14 protein-coding genes and 1 pseudogene are annotated in these 16604 nt (G+C 66.7%); 9 read left to right on the top strand and 6 right to left on the bottom strand.

All coding sequences use genetic code 11. From position 1 onward, the window contains the following. Positions 1-116 precede the first annotated feature (116 nt). A pseudogene (gene mutS / locus BMY71_RS03385) lies at positions 117-2048 on the bottom strand (DNA mismatch repair protein MutS); the annotation flags it as partial. A 174-nt stretch (positions 2049-2222) separates the two neighbouring features. On the opposite strand from mutS, the gene pcaF reads away from it, so the two are divergent. The 5 genes from pcaF to BMY71_RS03360 all read left to right on the top strand — a co-directional run bounded on the left by pcaF (position 2223) and on the right by BMY71_RS03360 (position 8049). After that, the gene (gene pcaF / locus BMY71_RS03380; protein WP_092681660.1) at positions 2223-3431 is read left to right on the top strand and encodes a 3-oxoadipyl-CoA thiolase; all 1209 of its coding nucleotides are present in this window, start codon (positions 2223-2225) and stop codon (positions 3429-3431) included. A gap of 193 nt (positions 3432-3624) precedes the next feature. Further along, positions 3625-4113 (top strand): Fur family transcriptional regulator, encoded by a 489-nt coding sequence (locus BMY71_RS03375; protein WP_011500746.1) that lies wholly within the window; start codon positions 3625-3627, stop codon positions 4111-4113. 132 nt (positions 4114-4245) lie between these two features. Further along, positions 4246-5160 (top strand): DMT family transporter, encoded by a 915-nt coding sequence (locus BMY71_RS03370; RefSeq protein ID WP_011500745.1) that lies wholly within the window; start codon positions 4246-4248, stop codon positions 5158-5160. 59 nt (positions 5161-5219) lie between these two features. Continuing rightward, on the top strand, positions 5220-6515 hold the full coding sequence (gene ispG, locus BMY71_RS03365) for a flavodoxin-dependent (E)-4-hydroxy-3-methylbut-2-enyl-diphosphate synthase (protein WP_092681658.1): 1296 nt from the start codon (positions 5220-5222) through the stop codon (positions 6513-6515). Positions 6516-6714: 199 nt separating this feature from the next. Continuing rightward, complete coding sequence (locus BMY71_RS03360; RefSeq protein ID WP_092681656.1) at positions 6715-8049, top strand: ferredoxin reductase family protein; 1335 nt, start codon at positions 6715-6717, stop codon at positions 8047-8049. 29 nt (positions 8050-8078) lie between these two features. Here the strand turns inward: BMY71_RS03360 and BMY71_RS03355 are convergent, their stop codons facing one another. The 3 genes from BMY71_RS03355 to BMY71_RS03345 form a co-directional block, all read right to left on the bottom strand. Continuing rightward, on the bottom strand, positions 8079-9731 hold the full coding sequence (locus tag BMY71_RS03355) for a Na+/H+ antiporter (protein ID WP_092681654.1): 1653 nt from the start codon (positions 9729-9731) through the stop codon (positions 8079-8081). Between the two features lie 82 nt (positions 9732-9813). Then, on the bottom strand, positions 9814-10500 hold the full coding sequence (locus BMY71_RS03350) for a DUF1345 domain-containing protein (protein WP_092681652.1): 687 nt from the start codon (positions 10498-10500) through the stop codon (positions 9814-9816). Positions 10501-10507: 7 nt separating this feature from the next. Beyond that, on the bottom strand, positions 10508-11434 hold the full coding sequence (locus BMY71_RS03345; RefSeq protein WP_092681750.1) for a polyprenyl synthetase family protein: 927 nt from the start codon (positions 11432-11434) through the stop codon (positions 10508-10510). Between the two features lie 155 nt (positions 11435-11589). On the opposite strand from BMY71_RS03345, the gene mtgA reads away from it, so the two are divergent. The 3 genes from mtgA to BMY71_RS03330 all read left to right on the top strand — a co-directional run bounded on the left by mtgA (position 11590) and on the right by BMY71_RS03330 (position 13523). Continuing rightward, on the top strand, positions 11590-12279 hold the full coding sequence (gene mtgA / locus BMY71_RS03340; protein WP_092681650.1) for a monofunctional biosynthetic peptidoglycan transglycosylase: 690 nt from the start codon (positions 11590-11592) through the stop codon (positions 12277-12279). A 192-nt stretch (positions 12280-12471) separates the two neighbouring features. After that, positions 12472-12654: a 50S ribosomal protein L32 gene (rpmF, locus tag BMY71_RS03335; protein WP_011439415.1), complete on the top strand. Its 183-nt coding sequence runs from the start codon at positions 12472-12474 to the stop codon at positions 12652-12654. 221 nt (positions 12655-12875) lie between these two features. Further along, the gene (locus BMY71_RS03330; RefSeq protein WP_092681748.1) at positions 12876-13523 is read left to right on the top strand and encodes a hypothetical protein; all 648 of its coding nucleotides are present in this window, start codon (positions 12876-12878) and stop codon (positions 13521-13523) included. 16 nt (positions 13524-13539) lie between these two features. On the opposite strand, the gene BMY71_RS03325 is transcribed toward BMY71_RS03330, so the two are convergent. Beyond that, the gene (locus tag BMY71_RS03325; protein WP_244525962.1) at positions 13540-13836 is read right to left on the bottom strand and encodes a hypothetical protein; all 297 of its coding nucleotides are present in this window, start codon (positions 13834-13836) and stop codon (positions 13540-13542) included. A 203-nt stretch (positions 13837-14039) separates the two neighbouring features. On the opposite strand from BMY71_RS03325, the gene BMY71_RS03320 reads away from it, so the two are divergent. Then, positions 14040-15791, top strand: a complete 1752-nt coding sequence (locus BMY71_RS03320) for a putative bifunctional diguanylate cyclase/phosphodiesterase (protein ID WP_092681646.1) — start codon at positions 14040-14042, stop codon at positions 15789-15791. Between the two features lies 1 nt (position 15792). On the opposite strand, the gene phaR is transcribed toward BMY71_RS03320, so the two are convergent. Beyond that, positions 15793-16386, bottom strand: a complete 594-nt coding sequence (gene phaR / locus BMY71_RS03315; RefSeq protein WP_175557595.1) for a polyhydroxyalkanoate synthesis repressor PhaR — start codon at positions 16384-16386, stop codon at positions 15793-15795. Positions 16387-16604: the final 218 nt, after the last annotated feature.

Below are 16604 nucleotides of genomic sequence, written 5' to 3'. Positions count from 1 at the left end.
CTCAATGAAACTGTCCTGCGCCATCCCGTTCACCTCCGCCTACGCGCAAGTGAATCACATCTGGATAGAACAGTCAGGTTTTGCAGAGGCCTCGCTTGCGGGGGAGGGAAGGGTGGGGGGACCGGCGACAGGTCGCAGGCATTGGCGATGAACGGCTCGCCGGCGCGCTTGAGCGCCTGCTCGACCACCGGATGCCGGCCGCCTTCGATCGCGAAAGCGAGCGACCCGTCGACTTCCGGCCGGACGTAGTTATCGGAGACGGCGAGCTTGGCCAGCGCGGTCGCGACGTCGAGCAGCGCAAACGCATGGGCCGCGGCGCGCAGATCGTCGCCGGCCGTGTCGATCATCGCCGCGAGGCGGTCGAAGATGTCCAGTTCGAGCCCGAGCGCGCGGTCGCCCGCATTGGCGATCTTGGCCTCGATCTCGCCGAGTTCGGCGGTGGTGAACCGGACCTGACCGGCCAGCGTCTGGCGATGGATGAAGGTGGCGTTGAGCGGCGGCGCCATCAGACGGTCGCCGTGCTGCGCGGTGACTTCGACGAAATAGCCGAGCACGTTGTTGTGCCGGATCTTCAGCCCTTTGACGCCGGTCTCGTCGGCGTAGCGCGCCTGCATCGCCGCCACCACGAGGCGCGAGGCGTCGCGCAGCTTGCGGGTCTCGTCGAGCGCAGCCTCATAACCGTCGCGGACGAATCCGCCGTCGCGTTTCAACAGCGGCAGATCGTCGGCGAGCGCGCGGGCGAGTTCTTGGCAGAGATCGCGCGACGGCCGCCGCAGCGCCGCCATCGCGGCGGCGATGTCGTGCGGCGGTTGGGCGAGCTGCGAAAGTTGCGCCAGGACCTGGTCGGCGGCGCTCACGCCGTCGCGCAGGCTCGCGAGATCGCGCGGCCCGCCGCGGCCGAGCGACAGCCGCGCCAGCGCCCGCGCCATGTCGGGCGCGGCGCGGAGCGCGCTGCGGATCTGTTCGCGCAGCGCGCTGTCCGCGACGAAGGCCGCGACCGCGTCGAGCCGCCGTGCGATCGCCGCCTCGTCGGTCAGCGGCGCCGCGAGCCGCTGGGCGAGAAGGCGCGAGCCGGCGGCGGTGACGGTGCAGTCGATCGCATCGAGCAGCGAGCCGCGGCGTTCGCCGCCGAGCGTGCGGGTCAGTTCGAGATTGGCGCGGGTGGCGGGATCGATCGCCATGGTGGCGCCTGCGGCCTCGCGCGCCGGCGGCGACAAAGGCGGCCGCTTGCCGAGCTGGGTGCGATCCACATAGGTGACGCAGGCGGCGGCCGCAGCGGCCTCGAGCCGCGACAGCGCGGCGAGGCCGTCCATGGTGGCCACCGCGAAGTAATCGCACAGCCGCCGCTCGGCGGTGGCCGAGTCGAATACGTCGCGGGTCAAGGGCGTCACCGCGGCGAGTTCGCGCAGGCTCGGCCCGAGTTCGGCGTCGCTGTACAGCGCGTCCGAGACGATCGCCTCGTTCGGGTTGATCCGCGCCAGCGTCGCCGACAATTCGCCGGTCGCGCATTCGGTGACGCAGAATTCACCGGTCGAAATGTCGATCCAGGCGAGCCCGATGCGATCAACGCCGGCCGAGCCGCGCGTGCGCGCGATCGCCATCAGATAGTTGTTGGCGCGGGCGTCGAGCAGCGTGTCTTCGGTGAGCGTGCCGGGCGTGATCAGTCGCACCACGTCGCGGCGCACCACGCTCTTGCGGGCGCGCGCCGCCGCCGGGTCTTCGGTCTGCTCGCATACTGCGACGCGATGCCCCAGCGCGATCAGCCGGTGCAGGTAATCGTCGGACCGCTCCACCGGCACGCCGCACATCGGAATGTCGGCGCCGAGATGCTTGCCGCGCTTGGTCAGCGTGATGCCGAGCGCGCGCGAGGCGATCTCGGCGTCCTCGAAGAACAGCTCGTAGAAATCGCCCATCCGGTAGAACAGCAGCAGGCCGGGATTGGCGGCCTTGATCTCGTGATACTGCTCCATCATCGGCGATACCCGCGCCGGCGGTTCGGCCGGGGCGGCGATATCGGGCTGCGGAGGAATGTCGGGACGGATGGTCATGACCCGATGCATAGCAAGAATCCGCCGCGGCTTCCTACCGGGCGAGCGCCGCCATGCACGGTTTCCGCGAGGTTCCGAGCGTTCCGCGTGCATTGACCTGCCACGAGCCGCTTCCTAAAAGTCGCACTCAATTCCGGCGACTGAGCCCGGATCGCCAGCATAAGGGAGAGTTTCATGGCCGACGTGTTTGTCTGCGACGCAGTGCGCACCCCGATCGGCCGGTTCGGCGGGTCGCTCGCCCGGGTCCGCGCCGACGACCTCGCCGCGGTTCCGATCAAGGCGCTGATCGCCAGGCACCCCGATCTCGACTGGAGCGCGGTGGACGAGGTGTTCTTCGGCTGCGCCAACCAGGCCGGCGAGGACAACCGCAACGTCGCGCGGATGGCGGCGCTGCTGGCCGGCCTGCCGGATTCGGTGCCGGGCCAGACCCTGAACCGGCTGTGCGCCTCGGGCCTCGACGCGGTCGGCGCCGCGGGCCGCGCGATCCGCGCCGGCGAGATCGATCTCGCCATCGCCGGCGGCGTCGAATCGATGACGCGGGCGCCGTTCGTGCAAGGCAAGGCGACCGAGGCGTTCTCGCGCTCCGCCGAGATTTTCGACACCACGATCGGCTGGCGCTTCATCAATCCGCTGATGAAGGCGCAATACGGCGTCGACGCCATGCCGGAGACCGGCGAGAACGTCGCCGAGGAGTTCCAGATCTCGCGCGCCGACCAGGACGCGTTCGCGATCCGCTCCCAGCAGCGCGCCGGCGCGGCGATCGCCGCGGGTTATTTCGCCGAGGAGATCGCGCCGGTGTCGGCGCCGGGCGGCAAAGCGGGGCCGATCATCGTCGACAAGGACGAGCATCCGCGCCCGGAGACCACGCTGGAAGGCCTCGCCAAGCTCAAGCCGATCGTGCGCAATCCCGGTACGGTGACGGCCGGCAACGCCTCGGGCGTCAATGACGGCGCAGCGGCGATGATCGTCGCCTCCGAAGCCGCGGTGAAGAAACACGGGCTGACGCCGCGGGCGCGCATTCTCGGCCTCGCATCGGCCGCGGTGCCGCCGCGGATCATGGGCATCGGCCCGGTGCCGGCGACCCGCAAGCTGATGGACAGGCTCGGCCTGAAGATCAGCGATTTCGACCTGATCGAACTCAACGAGGCGTTCGCCTCGCAGGGCATCGCCTGCCTGCGTCAGCTCGGCGTCGCCGACGATGCGGATTTCGTCAACCCGCATGGCGGCGCGATCGCGCTCGGCCATCCGCTCGGCATGAGCGGCGCGCGGCTGGCGCTGACAGCGGTGCACGGCATGGAAAAGCGCGGCGGCAGGCTGGCGCTGGCGACGATGTGCGTCGGCGTCGGCCAGGGCGTCGCGATGGCGATCGAGAAGTTGAACTAAGCGCTTCGTCGGGGAGGAGCGGGCGCCGCCGCCCGCCGTCATTGCCGAGCTTGATCCGGCATGCGCATGGCTGCGCGCGGCGCGGAACCGGGCTCGGCATCGACGAGGCTTGTGCGCGCGGACCTAGTCAACTATCGGTTGGCGCTGCCGCGTCGGGGGCCGCGGATCTGTGCTGCTGCCTTGAGGCGATGCGATGACAGCTTTGAAGCCGGCCTTTCCCGCGCCGAATCACGACCACGAGCGCTGCGCTGCGGACGGCATCGAACACGCCGAACGGATCTGCGCCGACCGATCGCAGAATCTGACCCCGATCCGGAAGCAGGTGCTGCGCGCGCTGCTGTCCAGCCATCGTCCGCTCGGCGCCTATGAGGTGATCGACGAACTGGCGCGGGACATGCCGCGGCCGGCGCCGATCACGGTCTATCGCGCGCTCGACTTCCTGATGCAGAACGGGCTGGTGCACCGGATCGAAAGCCGCAACGCTTTCCTGGCCTGTGGACGCGACCACGACGACGCCTCGGCGGTCGCATTCCTGATATGCGAATGCTGCGGCTCGGTCGGCGAGATCCCCGCGGCCGCGGTGGCCCAGAGCCTCAGCGACGCCGCGCGCGGGTCCGGCTTCACCCCGAAGCTATCGGTGGTGGAGATCACCGGAGTCTGCGGGCATTGCCAATCCGACTGACGCGGTCTACGCCTTGATGGATCGGGAGGAGCGTCGCGCGCACGCGCACACGCCCGCCACAACACGGCGAAAAGCCGGAGGCGCAATGTCGATTTTCTCACCAGTTTTTTCACTTCCGCAACCATCCGGCCGATGTCGTCCATAAGCAGTGCGGTCGCCCGGCCGTTGAGCGCGGGCGCGATCGCGCTGATGCTGCTGTGCTGCTTCAGCTGGGGCTTCAACCAGATCGCGGTGAAGCTGGTGCTGCCGGAAATCCCGCCGTTCCTGCAGGCTGCGATGCGCTCGATCGCCGGGCTGATCGTGATCCTGATCATCGCCTGGGCGCGCGGGGTGAAACTGTTTCAGCGCGACGGCACATTGAAGGCCGGGCTGCTCGCCGGCGTGTTGTTCGGGATCGAATTCGTTCTGATCTATCGCGGCCTGCTGCTGACCACGGCGTCGCGCGGGGTGGTGTTTCTGTACACGGCGCCGTTCATCGTGGCGCTCGGCTCCTACCATTTCCTCGGCGAGCGGCTGCGCACGCTGCAATGGGCCGGGCTGGCGCTGAGCTTCGCCGGCGTGGCGCTGGCGATCGGCGTGCCGCAGCCCGATGTCGACGCGACGGTGCTGATCGGCGACCTGATGCTGGTCGGAGGCGGCGCGATGTGGGGGGCCACCACCCTGATCGTCAAGGCCAGCCGGCTGCAGCAGGCCCCCGCCGAGAAGGGGCTGGCCTACCAGGTGGCGATTTCGATCCCGATTCTGCTGCTGGCGGCGCTGATTTCCGGCGAAACCATCGACAAAATGCCCGGACCGCTGTCGCTCACGCTGATGGCCTACCAGTCGATCTGGGTGGTCGGGCTGACGTTTCTGCTCTGGTTCGGGCTGGTCAAGACCTATTCGGCCAGCAAATTGTCGGCATTTACCTTCATTACCCCTTTATTCGGGGTGGCGGCGGGCTATCTGATCATGCACGACCCGCTCAACCCGGCCTTCGGCGTTGCGGCGCTGCTGGTGATCGCCGGCCTCTATCTGGTCAACCGGCCGGCCAAGGCCGTCCCGGCCTGAGGTTCCTGCGCCGATTGATCCATTGCTGAATGTCACAAAAACCTGATATTCCGGACGCCATGAACAAGCTCGAAAATCCGCTGCAGAACGACGTCGCCGGCCCCGCGCCGCGCCGCCAAACCACCCAGGTCATGGTCGGCGATATCGCCGTCGGCGGCGGTGCGCCGATCGTCGTGCAATCGATGACCAACACCGACACCGCGGATGTCGAAGGCACCATCAAGCAGGTCGCCGCACTCGCCCGCGCCGGTTCCGAAATGGTCCGGATCACGGTCGACCGCGAAGAGGCCGCCGCAGCCGTGCCGCACATCCGCGACGGCCTCCGCAAGCTCGGCCTGACCACGCCGCTGATCGGCGATTTCCATTACATCGGCCACAAGCTGCTCGCCGACTATCCGGCCTGCGCCGAGGCGCTCGACAAATACCGGATCAATCCGGGCAATGTCGGCTTCAAGAACAAGCGCGACAGCCAGTTCACCGACATCGTCGAGATCGCGATCAAGAACAACAAGGCGGTCCGGATCGGCGCCAATTGGGGCTCGCTCGACCAGGAGCTGCTGACCAAGCTGATGGACGAGAACGCCGCCTCCGCCCAGCCGCGCGACGTCCGCGCGGTCACCCGCGAGGCGATGGTGCAGTCGGCGCTGCTGTCCGCGGCGCGCGCCGAGGAGATCGGCCTGCCGAAGACCAAGATGATCCTGTCGGCCAAGGTCTCGGCGGTGCAGGATCTGATCGCGGTGTATCAGGACCTCGCGTCGCGCTCGGACTACGCCATCCATCTCGGCCTGACCGAGGCCGGCATGGGCTCGAAGGGCATCGTCGCCTCCTCGGCCGCGCTCGGCATCCTGCTGCAGCAGGGCATCGGCGACACCATCCGGATTTCGCTCACGCCGGAGCCCGGCGGCGATCGCACGCTGGAAGTTCAGGTCGCGCAGGAACTGCTGCAGACGATGGGCTTCCGCACCTTCGTGCCGCTGGTCGCGGCTTGCCCGGGCTGCGGCCGCACCACCTCGACGACGTTCCAGGAACTGGCCCGCTCGATCCAGGATTTCATCCGGCTGGAAATGCCCAGCTGGAAGACCCGCTATCCCGGCGTCGAGAACCTCAACGTCGCGGTGATGGGCTGCATCGTCAACGGCCCGGGCGAGAGCAAGCACGCCAATATCGGCATCTCGCTGCCCGGCACCGGCGAAAGCCCGGCCGCCCCGGTGTTCGTCGACGGCCAGAAGTTCCGCACTCTGCGCGGCCCGTCGATCGCCACCGATTTTAAGGCGCTGGTGATCGACTATATCGAGCAGCGCTACGGCGCGGGCACCAAGCCCGGCGCGCCGCAAATGGTGCCGGCGGCGGAGTAATCCGCCGACCGCCCTGCAGCGGATCGTCAAAAGATCCGCCAGTGTTTGCGTTTCCATCGATCGACGATGACGCGAAGCAGTGAGCATTTTTGCTCCAATCGAGCGAAGCGGTGCGCCTATGGTTGGCTGCATCTCCGCTCATCGCCGGCTTCAGCCCGGAAGACATGCGCGTCCCTGATTTTTCAGATTGGATCGATGCATGCAGTTCACGAGATTGACGGCCACCTTTGCATTGGTCGTCTTGGGGCTCGCCGCCCTATGGGCGCTCAGCCTGGCGCCGGGCGCGCTGTCGCAGGGATTCTGGGCGACGCGGACCACGCTCGTCTACGGCACAGGCGTGATGGCGCTCGGTCTGATGTCCGTCGGCATCATCCTGGCGGCGCGGCCGGTGTGGTTCGAGACTCCGCTGGGCGGTCTCGACAAATTCTATCGCCTGCATAAATGGCTGGGACTTTCGGCGCTGGGATTCGCGCTTGCGCATTGGGTGCTGCGCAAGGGGCCGTCATGGATCACCGAACTGGGGCTGTTCGCGATTCCGCCGAAGCCGCCGCACGCGAAGGACGTCCCCACCGGTTTTGATGTGTTTCGCGATCTGCGGGATTTTGCCGCCGAGATCGGCGAATGGGCACTCTATCTGCTCGTCGCCCTGGTTGCTCTCGCGCTGTGGAAGCGCTTTCCGTACAAGTACTTCTTCAAGACCCATCGGCTGATGCCGATGGTCTATCTGGTTCTGGTGTTTCACGCCTTCATCCTGATCGACCGGAGCTACTGGACACAGCCGCTCGGTCCGGTGTTGGCGCTGCTGCTGGCGGCCGGCACGCTCGCCGCGTTGATTGCGCTGTTCCGAAAGATCGGCAGTGGCCGCCAGGCCTCGGGAAAGATTGCGACGCTGCGCCTGTACGAAGGCAATCAGGTTCTCGACGTCGGAGTCCGCCTCGAAACCGCCTGGCGCGGGCATGAGGCCGGCCAGTTCGCGTTCGTGAATTTCGACGATATCGAGGACGCTCACCCGTTCACGATTTCCTCGACCTGGCAGAACGACGGGATGCTGCTTTTCACGATCAAGGGGCTCGGCGACTACACGCGTTCGCTGGCTGGCAGCCTGCGTCTCGGACAGGGCGTCGTGGTTGAAGGCCCCTATGGGCGGTTCGATTTTCACGGCGATGCCGGTCGGCAGATCTGGATCGGCGGCGGTGTCGGCGTCACGCCGTTCATCGCCCGGCTGCGGGATCTCGCGCGGGTGGGCCGGTCGGAGCCGGTCGACCTGTTCTATGCGACGAACGTGCCGGACACCGCCTTCATCGCACCGATCAGGCAACTCGCGCTGCAAACCGGAATATCGTTTCATCTGGTAGACGGATCGCAGGACGGACGCCTGACCCTGGAGAGCCTCGCTGCCACGGTGCCGGACTGGAAGCAGGCCGATATCTGGTTTTGCGGACCCAGCGGATTTGGCGACGCCATGCGCGGCGCGATGATTGCGCAGGGGCTGCCGAAAGCCCGCTTCCATCAGGAACTATTCGAGATGCGATGATTGCGGGCCAGCATCTGCGCGCAGGCGCCTCACCGCGCTCCCTTGCGAAACTCCCGGTTGGCGAGGCTCGCTTCTTCCAGATCGAGGTCGCGCTCGATCCGGCGGCGGGCTTCGTCGGTGATCTTGCCGTCGCGGAGCTGGGCGTGAATGAAACGGCGCTCGGCCGCGATCAGTTCGCGCACCAGCGCCCGCTCATCAGCGGTCACCGCATAGGCCTCGTCGTCGAGCGACGCCGGGAGCTGATTGGCGCGGATGTCGTGTCGCGCGCGTAGCAGCGTCACCACCTCGTCGGACAATTCGCGATCATTGGTCATCGCATCGAGCGAGGCGAGCGCGGCCGACAACGCCTCGCGCCGCGCCGCGATCTCGTTTTCGTGTTCGGCGATGTGCTCGCTCTGGCCGTCGCGGGCGACGCCGAGCGCCATCACCACCGCCGGCAGTGTCGAGCCGAGCCCGACCACCGTGATCAGGATGACGCCGAAGGCCACGAACAGGATCAGATCGCGATCGGGAAAGCCGGAGCCGTCCGGCAGCGTGAACGGCAGCGCCAGAGCGGTGGCGAGCGACACCGCGCCACGTACGCCGGTGAAGGCGACCACGAACACCGCGCGCCACGGCGGAGACGGATCACTGATGCGCAGCCGTTTGCTCAGAATCCGCGGTAGATAGGACGCCGGAAACACCCACAGGAAACGCGCGACGATGACGATCGTCGCCACCAGCAGCGTCGCCGCCACGATGTCATCGAGCGGAAACGCCTTCGATCGCTCCAGGATCGCGCGCATCTGGAAGCCGGTGAGCAGGAACAGCAGCCCCTCGATCAGATAGATCACCAAATCCCAGAAGAAGATGCCCTGCAGCCGTGTCGCCGCCGGGATCAGCAGCGGCCCGTTCCACGAAATGTACAGCCCGCACGCCACCGTGGCGATCACGCCGGAGCCGCCGAGATGCTCCGGGATCCAGTAGGCGATGTAAGGCGTCAGCAGCGACAGCGTGATCTCGATCTGCGGGTCGCGCGCGTAGTGCCGGGCGCGCAGGCTGAGCCAGCCGACGGCGACCCCGAACGCCAGCTCGCCGACCATGATCGCGGCAAAGGTGCCGGATGCCTTCGGCAGGGAAAACACACCGGTCATGATCGCGGCCAGCGCGAAGCGGTAAAGGATCAGCGCGGTGGCGTCGTTGGCCAGCCCCTCGCCCTCCAGCACCACGATGATCCGGCGCGGCAGGCCGAGTTTGCGCGCAATCGCCAGCGGGGCAACGACGTCGGGCGGCGCGACGATCGCGCCGAGCAGGAAGCCGACGCTCCACGACAGGCCGAGCAGATAGTGCGTCGCCACCGCGACCGCGCAGGCGGTGAAGATCACGCAGCCGATCGCCAGCAGGCCGATCGGCCGCAGGTTGGAACGGAACTCGCGCCAGCTCATTGCGACGCTCGCCGAATAGATCAGCGGCGGCAGCACCAGCAGCAGGATCAGGTCCGGCGGCAACTGGATCGCGGGCATTCCGGGAATGAACGCCAGCACGATGCCGGCCAGCAGCAGCAGGATCGCCGGCGCTACGTGAAAACGCCGCGCCAATAGCGCGGTCCCCGCCAGCACCGCGAGCAAGATCAGGAAGATCAGGAATTTCGCTTCCACGAGACCGCAATGTCGTTGGTGGAATGGACCGGCGACGACCTGCATCGCCCGACCGCCGGATCAGGTCAAGTGATACGAGCCGGCGGGCTTCTCCGGGCAGGTGATGGGGCGAGCGTCGAAAGCGCCGTCAGATCGCGCCGGCGGCGATGTTGACCATCAGTGCAACCAGCGCGGTGTTGAAGACGAAGGACACCACGCCGTGGGCGGTCGCGGTGCGGCGGATGGTCTTGTCGGTGATGCCGACATCGGACACCTGCGCGGTCATCCCGATCACGAACGAGAAGTACACGAAATCCCAATAGTCGGCGTCCTCGTGCGTGTCGCCGCTCGGGAACTGCAGACCGCCGACTTCGGCGCCGCGATAATATTCATGTGCGTAGTGCAACGCGAAGGTCGTATGCACCGCCGCCCATGACAGCGCGATCGTCACCGTTGCGAGCGCGAGCTCCGCGGCGCCGCGATGCCCGGAGCCGAGTTCGGCGACGATCGCGGCGATGCTGGCGAACGCGCCGGTCGCCGTCACCATCAGGATCAGGAAACGGCCATCGTCCTGCAGCACCGCATTGCGGCGGATGTAGTCGACGTCGCAGCGGGCCATCATGCTGAAAGCGAGCGCCAGATACACGACGATCGAGACGTCCCAGCCGATCAGCGCCTGCGTCACCGGCCGCAGCGACGCCGGCAGCAGCAGCGCCGCGACGAATCCGACCGCAACCGAAATGAACAGGCGCGGCCGGGACACCACCACCCGGACCGCGCGCGGCAGTTTTCTGAAGCGCAGCAGACGTGGATCGTCTGGCGCCTCGTGGCTCATGTGCGAACTAGCTTTTTCGCTCGGCGACGAAACGCGCGGCGGCGCGGAGTACGTCGCCCTTGGCGCCGAACGGCGCGAGCGCCTCGTCGGCGCGCACCAGCAAATCGCGCACCCGCTGCTTGGCGCCGTCGATGCCGAGCTGGGTGACGAAGGTGGTTTTGCCGAGCGCGGCGTCGGCGCCCGCCGGCTTGCCGAGCGCCGCGGCGTCGCCTTCGACGTCGAGCAGATCGTCGGCGATCTGGAACGCCTCGCCGAGCGCGCGGCCGTAATCGTCGAGCGCGCGATAATGCTCCGGCGGAGCTTCGCCGAGGATCGCGCCGGCGACGCAGCCATAGCGCAGCAGCGCTCCGGTCTTCATCTGCTGCAGCCGCGCGACGTCGACCGGCTCGCGGTCGCCGAACCGGCCTTCGCCGGCGAGATCGAGGATCTGGCCGCCGACCATGCCGCCGAGGCCGGCGCAGCGCGCCAGCACCCGGTTGAGGTCGAGCCGCACCTGGGGATCGCGATGCACTTCGTCGCGGGTGATGATGTCGAACGCGAAGGTCAGCAGCGCGTCGCCGGCGAGGATCGCGGTGGCGTCGTCATAGGCCTTGTGCAGGGTCGGCCGCCCGCGGCGCAGATCGCTGTTGTCCATCGCCGGCAGATCGTCGTGGATCAGCGAATAGCAATGGATGCATTCCAGCGCCGCGCCGACCAGCAGCGCCGAGGCGCGCTCGACGCCGAACACCGCCGCGCTTTCCACCGCGAGAAACGGCCGCAGCCGCTTGCCGCCGCCGAGCGTCGCGTAGCGGATCGCCTCCATCAGCCGGCGCGGACGGGTAATCTCGTCAGGCAGCAAGTCGTCGGACAGCAACCGTCCGAGCAGGGCTTCGATATCCTCGGCGGTGGTGTCGAGCCGTTTGGCGAAGTCGATAGTGGAAGTGCCGGTGGCCATTCGGAAGTGCTCCAGATAAAATTCGGCCGGACCATTCATCATGGCACCGACTTCGTCAATTCGGCGCTCGACGCGGCGGTTCATCAAGGGGCGTAAATGATGCCGGCCATTCCGATCCTCGCCGCCGAGAGCCGTGCGGCTCCCACCGGGGCGGCATGAAAAGGGCAATCCGTGCCGCGATCCTGACGGTGCTGGTGCTGCTCGCGGCGCCCTATGTCCTGACCCTTTTGTACGGCGCGGGCCAGCCGGTCTCGACCCTGATGATCTGGCGCTGGCTGACCGGGGCGACGGTGACTCGGGAATGGGTCGACATCGAGCGGATCTCACCGGCCTTGCCGCGCACCGTGGTCGCCTCCGAGGACGCCAAGTTCTGCAGCCATCGCGGCATCGACTGGGACTCGGTCCGGGACGTGATCGACGACATGCAGGACGGCGAAGCCACCCGCGGCGGCTCCACCATCACCCAGCAGGTCGCCAAGAACCTGTTCCTGTGGCCGGGTCGCAGCATGGTGCGCAAGGCGCTGGAGTTCCCGCTTGCGCTCTGGATCGACCTCGTGCTGTCGAAACAGCGGGTTCTCGAACTCTATCTCAACATCGCCGAATGGGGACCGGACGGACAGTTCGGCGCCGAGGCCGGCGCGCAATACGCGTTCGGCCGTTCAGCCGGCCAGCTCACCGCCCAGGAGGCGGCGCTGATGGCGTCGATCCTGCCCAATCCACGCACGCGCAGCGCAAGGAAGCCGGGGCCGGGGGTGCGCCGGTTGGCCGCGACCTATGTGGCGCGGGCCCGATCCGCGGAGTTGCAGCAATGCTGGCGGGAAAACAGCGCCTTGTCGGGCAATTGAGGGCGGCCCGGCGCTCCGGTTGCTCTGTTTGCCATGTCTTTGGTCGCGTAAACCGGCGCTCACTTCGCTCGAAAACGCTCTAGCATTGCGGCAGGGCTTCCGTTATAAGCCCGGCCTAGCTTTACGCCTGCGCGCGAGCGCCGGGCCGTCCCGCTGTGGACGACGAGATCAATCCCGTCAAGGATCACTGATATGGCCGTTCCGAGAAGAAAAACTTCGCCCTCGCGGCGTGGCATGCGCAGGTCCGCGGACGCGCTGAAGCGCCCGACCTATGCTGAAGACAAGGATTCCGGCGAACTGCGCCGCCCGCATCATCTCGACCTCAAGACCGGGATGTACAAGGGTCGCCAGGTGATCAAGAAGAAGGACGCCTGAGCCAGACTCAGGTGTTCGGCGCGGCACTGCCGCGCCCCGATTGCGGGATCAAAGGGTCTCGGGAAAGACGTCGCCTCGGCGACGTCCGGGCGATCATATCGTCCCGCGTGAGCATCCCCGGCGCCCGAATTCGTTCCAACTGTTGCGTTAGAGAGTAGCCGCCGGTCGCCCGGACGGTCGCCCGTTGCTTTGTGGTCTTTCTGAACAACAGGCTTTTGCCGATGTCGATTATCGGTTTTCCGCTGCTGCTGATCCCGCTCGCGATCTGCAACATCGTCGTTTTCCTGATGCCGGGCGTCGGTTTCGACGCGCCTCTCACCCGCATCCCATTGCCCTCGGGCACAATCTGGACGATCAGCGCCGGCGAGATGCTGGTAGCGCTCGGCGTCCTGATGCTGCTGTTCGAAGTGATCAAGGCGGCCCGCCCCGGCGCCAAATACCTCACCGACCATCTGCTGTCGCTGCTGGTGCTCGGCGGCACGGTTGCGGAATTCGTGATGCTGCCGCAGTTCGGCAACGCCACGGTGTTCCTGCTGGCGACCTTGATGCTGGTCGATTTTCTCGCCGGCATCGCACTGCGTCATCGGCCGCAGCCGCGCACGGCCGGCCAAGCGCGTTCGGGGGCCGTCGCCAAGGTCGCCCCGTCGCCGGAGAAGTCTGCGGTTGCCGCTGCTCCGGCCGAAGCTCCCGTGGCGCCGTCTCCGACCGCTGAAGCGGCCTCGATTTCGGCGGCCTCGATCGCCGAAGCCGTGCTGCTCGATCGTCCTCAGCCGGTCGCAAGCGCGAAAGCCTCAGGATCGTCGCCCCGGATTCAGTCTCCGGGATTGCAGCCGGCAGACGCCGCCGCGGGCGTTCAGCCGCCGCGCTGAAAACCTCGAGATCGGGTCACGAGACCCGCCGGGTCCGGCCGGCCGCATAGGTCTTGGCCGAGCGATAGGCGGCCGTCGCCTGATTCTGCTCCGCGCGAGGCGCTTCGCGGGGGTGCGGATTGCCGCGGTCGATGGCCATCAATTGCGCGATGAAGTTGGACGACGGGCGGACCGGCCGGTCAGTATAGCGCATCCGCGGCTGCACCGGCGTCACGGGCGCCGGCAGAGTCTCGATCAACTCCGGCCCGGCGTCGTCGTCCGCCCCGAAATCGCGAATGTCGTCGTCGCCTTGATCGATCCAGATCTTCGTCATCGTCTGAACCTGCACCATTTCGAGACGCTCGCAGCGCCTCAACGGTATCATCGCAAGGAATATGCCGCCTCGAAGCGCTTCGTTCCGGGCGCCCCCGCGCATTGGTTTCCAGATTGTTAACGATCTCGGTCTAGCCTGAACAAGGTGCAGCCCCGTATTCTTCGGTGGAGAATCACCTGATCCCGTCCCGAAACGAGGCAGATGTGCCATCGGCCGATCCCGCGTCTGACCACGCCTCCGCGCCGCCCCGGTCGGTCGGCCCCGACCCCTCGGCGATCCTGGCCGCGCTCGGGCAAGCGGCCTTCGTCTGGGATCTGGCGACCGACGCCATCATCTGGACCGGCCGCGCTTCCGATCTGTTTCAGGACATTCCCGCCGAGACGCTGTCGACCGGCGCCGGCTACGCCTCGTTGCTCGAGCCGTCGCGGGCGATCCGCGCCGACGCGCTGCTCAACGGAGCCGCCGCAGCCGGGGAAAACTGCGTGCCGTACCGCATCGAATACGGCGTCCGCGCCGCGACCTCGGCGCCGATCATCTGGATCGAGGAAAGCGGCTTCTGGTACCCCGGAGCCGATGGCCGGCCCGCCTCCGTCGAGGGCATCGTCCGGATCAACAACGAACGCCACGCCCGCGAACAGCAGCTATTGCAGCTCTCGCAGCACGATCCGCTCACCGGCGAACTCAACCGCACCTATCTGGTCGCGGCGCTGGCCGAATCGATCGAAGAAGCAGCGCGTTTCCGCAGCAGCCTCTGCTTCATGCTGATCGGGCTCGACCATCTGGCGCGGATCAACGATTCGTTCGGGTTCGACGTCGCCGACGAACTGATCTGCACCATCGCCCAGCGGATCCGCGCGCGGCTGCGCTCCGGCGATCAGCTCGGCCGGTTCTCCGGCAACAAGTTCGGGCTGATCCTGAAGAATTGCACGGTCGACGACGCCCAGGTCGCGGCGGAGCGTTTCCTCATCGCCGTGCGCGACGAGATCGTGCCGACCCGATCAGGCCCGGTATCGGTGACGGCGTCGATCGGCGCGGTCAGCTCGCCGCGCCATGCCCGCACGGCCGAGGAAGCAATCAACCGCGCCCAGGAGGCGCTGTCCGCCGCCAAGCACCGCCGCTGTGGCGCGTTTTCGATGTGGCGGCCGAATGTCGAGCGCGACGCCCAGCGCCGGGTCAACATCCGCGTCACCGACGAGATCGTCACCGCGCTTAATGAGCGGCGGATCGTGCTCGCCTACGAGCCGGTGGTCGACGTCGCGACGCGCGCGCCGGCGTTTCACGAATGCCTTGTCCGGATGATGCAGGATGACGGCCAGGTATTGCTCGCGCCCGACATTGTGCCGGTGGCGGAGCGGCTCGGGCTGATCCGGCTGGTCGATCATCGGGTGCTCGAACTGGTCGTCGCCGAACTGGCGGCGTCGCCCCAGATGACGCTCAGCCTCAATATCTCGCCGGACACCACCATGGACGCCGACTGGTGGGCCGGAATCGAATCGCTGATGCTGGCCCATCCCGGCGTCGCCGAGCGGCTGATCGTCGAGATCACCGAAACGGTGGCGATCCAGGACATCGACGAAGTGCGCGGCTTCGTCACCCGGCTGAAGAAATTCGGCTCGAAGATCGCGATCGACGATTTCGGCGCCGGCTACACCTCGTTCCGCAATCTGCGCAATCTCGGCGTCGACATCGTCAAGATCGACGGCGCCTTCGTGCAGAACATCGCGCGCTCGGTGGACGACCGCGCCTTCGTCCAGACGCTGATCGATCTGGCGCGGCGGCTCGGCATCAAGACTGTCGCCGAATGGGTGCAGGACGAAGAATCCGCGCTGCTGCTGCGCGAGTGGGGCTGCGATTATATCCAGGGTCGGCTGATCGGCCTCGCCTCGCAGCAGCGTCCATCGGACGTGCCGGCCGCGGCGATCGCCGCCGCGGTCCGGGAGCGGGTTGCGAACTGAACTACTCTTCTTTCTTCGGGTGATCGAGCGACATCCGGTCGAGCCGCTCCTGCATATCCTTCATCTGACGGCGCAGGTCGTCGATGTTGTCGGCCCCGCTCGTCACCTCGACGGCCACTTCGTCGGTCTGCGGCCCGTGGCTCGGCTTGATCGGAACGAACATCGAGAAGGTCTGCTGAAACAACTCCATATTGCGGCGGACGGTCTCCTCCAGCGGTCCGAACGGCGTCAGGCTGAAGGTGCTGGTCAGCTGCTTGCGAAACTTTTCCTGATCGCGGGTCAGCGAGTCGATCGACTGCTCGAGATATTTCGGCACCACCATCTGCATGCTGTCGCCGTAGAAGCGGATCAGCTGGCGCAGGAAGGTCGTCGGTAGCAGGTTTTGCCCGGCCTTGTTCTCCTGTTCGAAGATGATCTGCGCCAGCACAGAGCGGGTGATGTCGTCGCCGGTCTTGGCGTCGTAGACGAGAAAATCTTCGCCGTCCTTCACCATCGACGCGAGGTCTTCGAGTGTGACGTAAGTACTGGTGCCGGTGTTGTAGAGCCGCCGGTTCGCGTATTTTTTGATTGTCGTTGGTTGGTCTGATTTCGCCATGGCACCCACACGCATGGAGGAAAGGAACCCGCCGCTCCCGACGGCGGGGCTGAGACGCAATGCAACAAAGTAAGCACTTCCAATGCGTTTCGGCTACCGTTTTGTGCGCCAGCGGTTAATCGGGAGGCATTCAATGCCTCGAACGCCGCCGCCGGCATGACTTTATGGGCAAGATCGACCGCGTCCCGATTGACACGCCGGTGCCGCCTTCTCAGGAT

The organism is Rhodopseudomonas pseudopalustris, assembly GCF_900110435.1.
GTDB classification, from domain to species: domain Bacteria; phylum Pseudomonadota; class Alphaproteobacteria; order Rhizobiales; family Xanthobacteraceae; genus Rhodopseudomonas; species Rhodopseudomonas pseudopalustris.
Note: the sequence above shows the minus strand (reverse complement) of the source record. Positions and strands in the feature narration are given on the sequence as shown.

Coding starts and splice junctions, on each gene's coding strand:
- pcaF (WP_092681660.1), top strand. CDS start 2,223: ATGGCCGACGTGTTTGTCTGCGACGCAGTGCGCACCCCGATCGGCCGG.
- BMY71_RS03375 (WP_011500746.1), top strand. CDS start 3,625: ATGACAGCTTTGAAGCCGGCCTTTCCCGCGCCGAATCACGACCACGAG.
- BMY71_RS03370 (WP_011500745.1), top strand. CDS start 4,246: ATGTCGTCCATAAGCAGTGCGGTCGCCCGGCCGTTGAGCGCGGGCGCG.
- ispG (WP_092681658.1), top strand. CDS start 5,220: ATGAACAAGCTCGAAAATCCGCTGCAGAACGACGTCGCCGGCCCCGCG.
- BMY71_RS03360 (WP_092681656.1), top strand. CDS start 6,715: ATGCAGTTCACGAGATTGACGGCCACCTTTGCATTGGTCGTCTTGGGG.
- BMY71_RS03355 (WP_092681654.1), bottom strand. CDS start 9,731: ATGCAGGTCGTCGCCGGTCCATTCCACCAACGACATTGCGGTCTCGTG.
- BMY71_RS03350 (WP_092681652.1), bottom strand. CDS start 10,500: ATGAGCCACGAGGCGCCAGACGATCCACGTCTGCTGCGCTTCAGAAAA.
- BMY71_RS03345 (WP_092681750.1), bottom strand. CDS start 11,434: ATGGCCACCGGCACTTCCACTATCGACTTCGCCAAACGGCTCGACACC.
- mtgA (WP_092681650.1), top strand. CDS start 11,590: ATGAAAAGGGCAATCCGTGCCGCGATCCTGACGGTGCTGGTGCTGCTC.
- rpmF (WP_011439415.1), top strand. CDS start 12,472: ATGGCCGTTCCGAGAAGAAAAACTTCGCCCTCGCGGCGTGGCATGCGC.
- BMY71_RS03330 (WP_092681748.1), top strand. CDS start 12,876: ATGTCGATTATCGGTTTTCCGCTGCTGCTGATCCCGCTCGCGATCTGC.
- BMY71_RS03325 (WP_244525962.1), bottom strand. CDS start 13,836: ATGACGAAGATCTGGATCGATCAAGGCGACGACGACATTCGCGATTTC.
- phaR (WP_175557595.1), bottom strand. CDS start 16,386: ATGGCGAAATCAGACCAACCAACGACAATCAAAAAATACGCGAACCGG.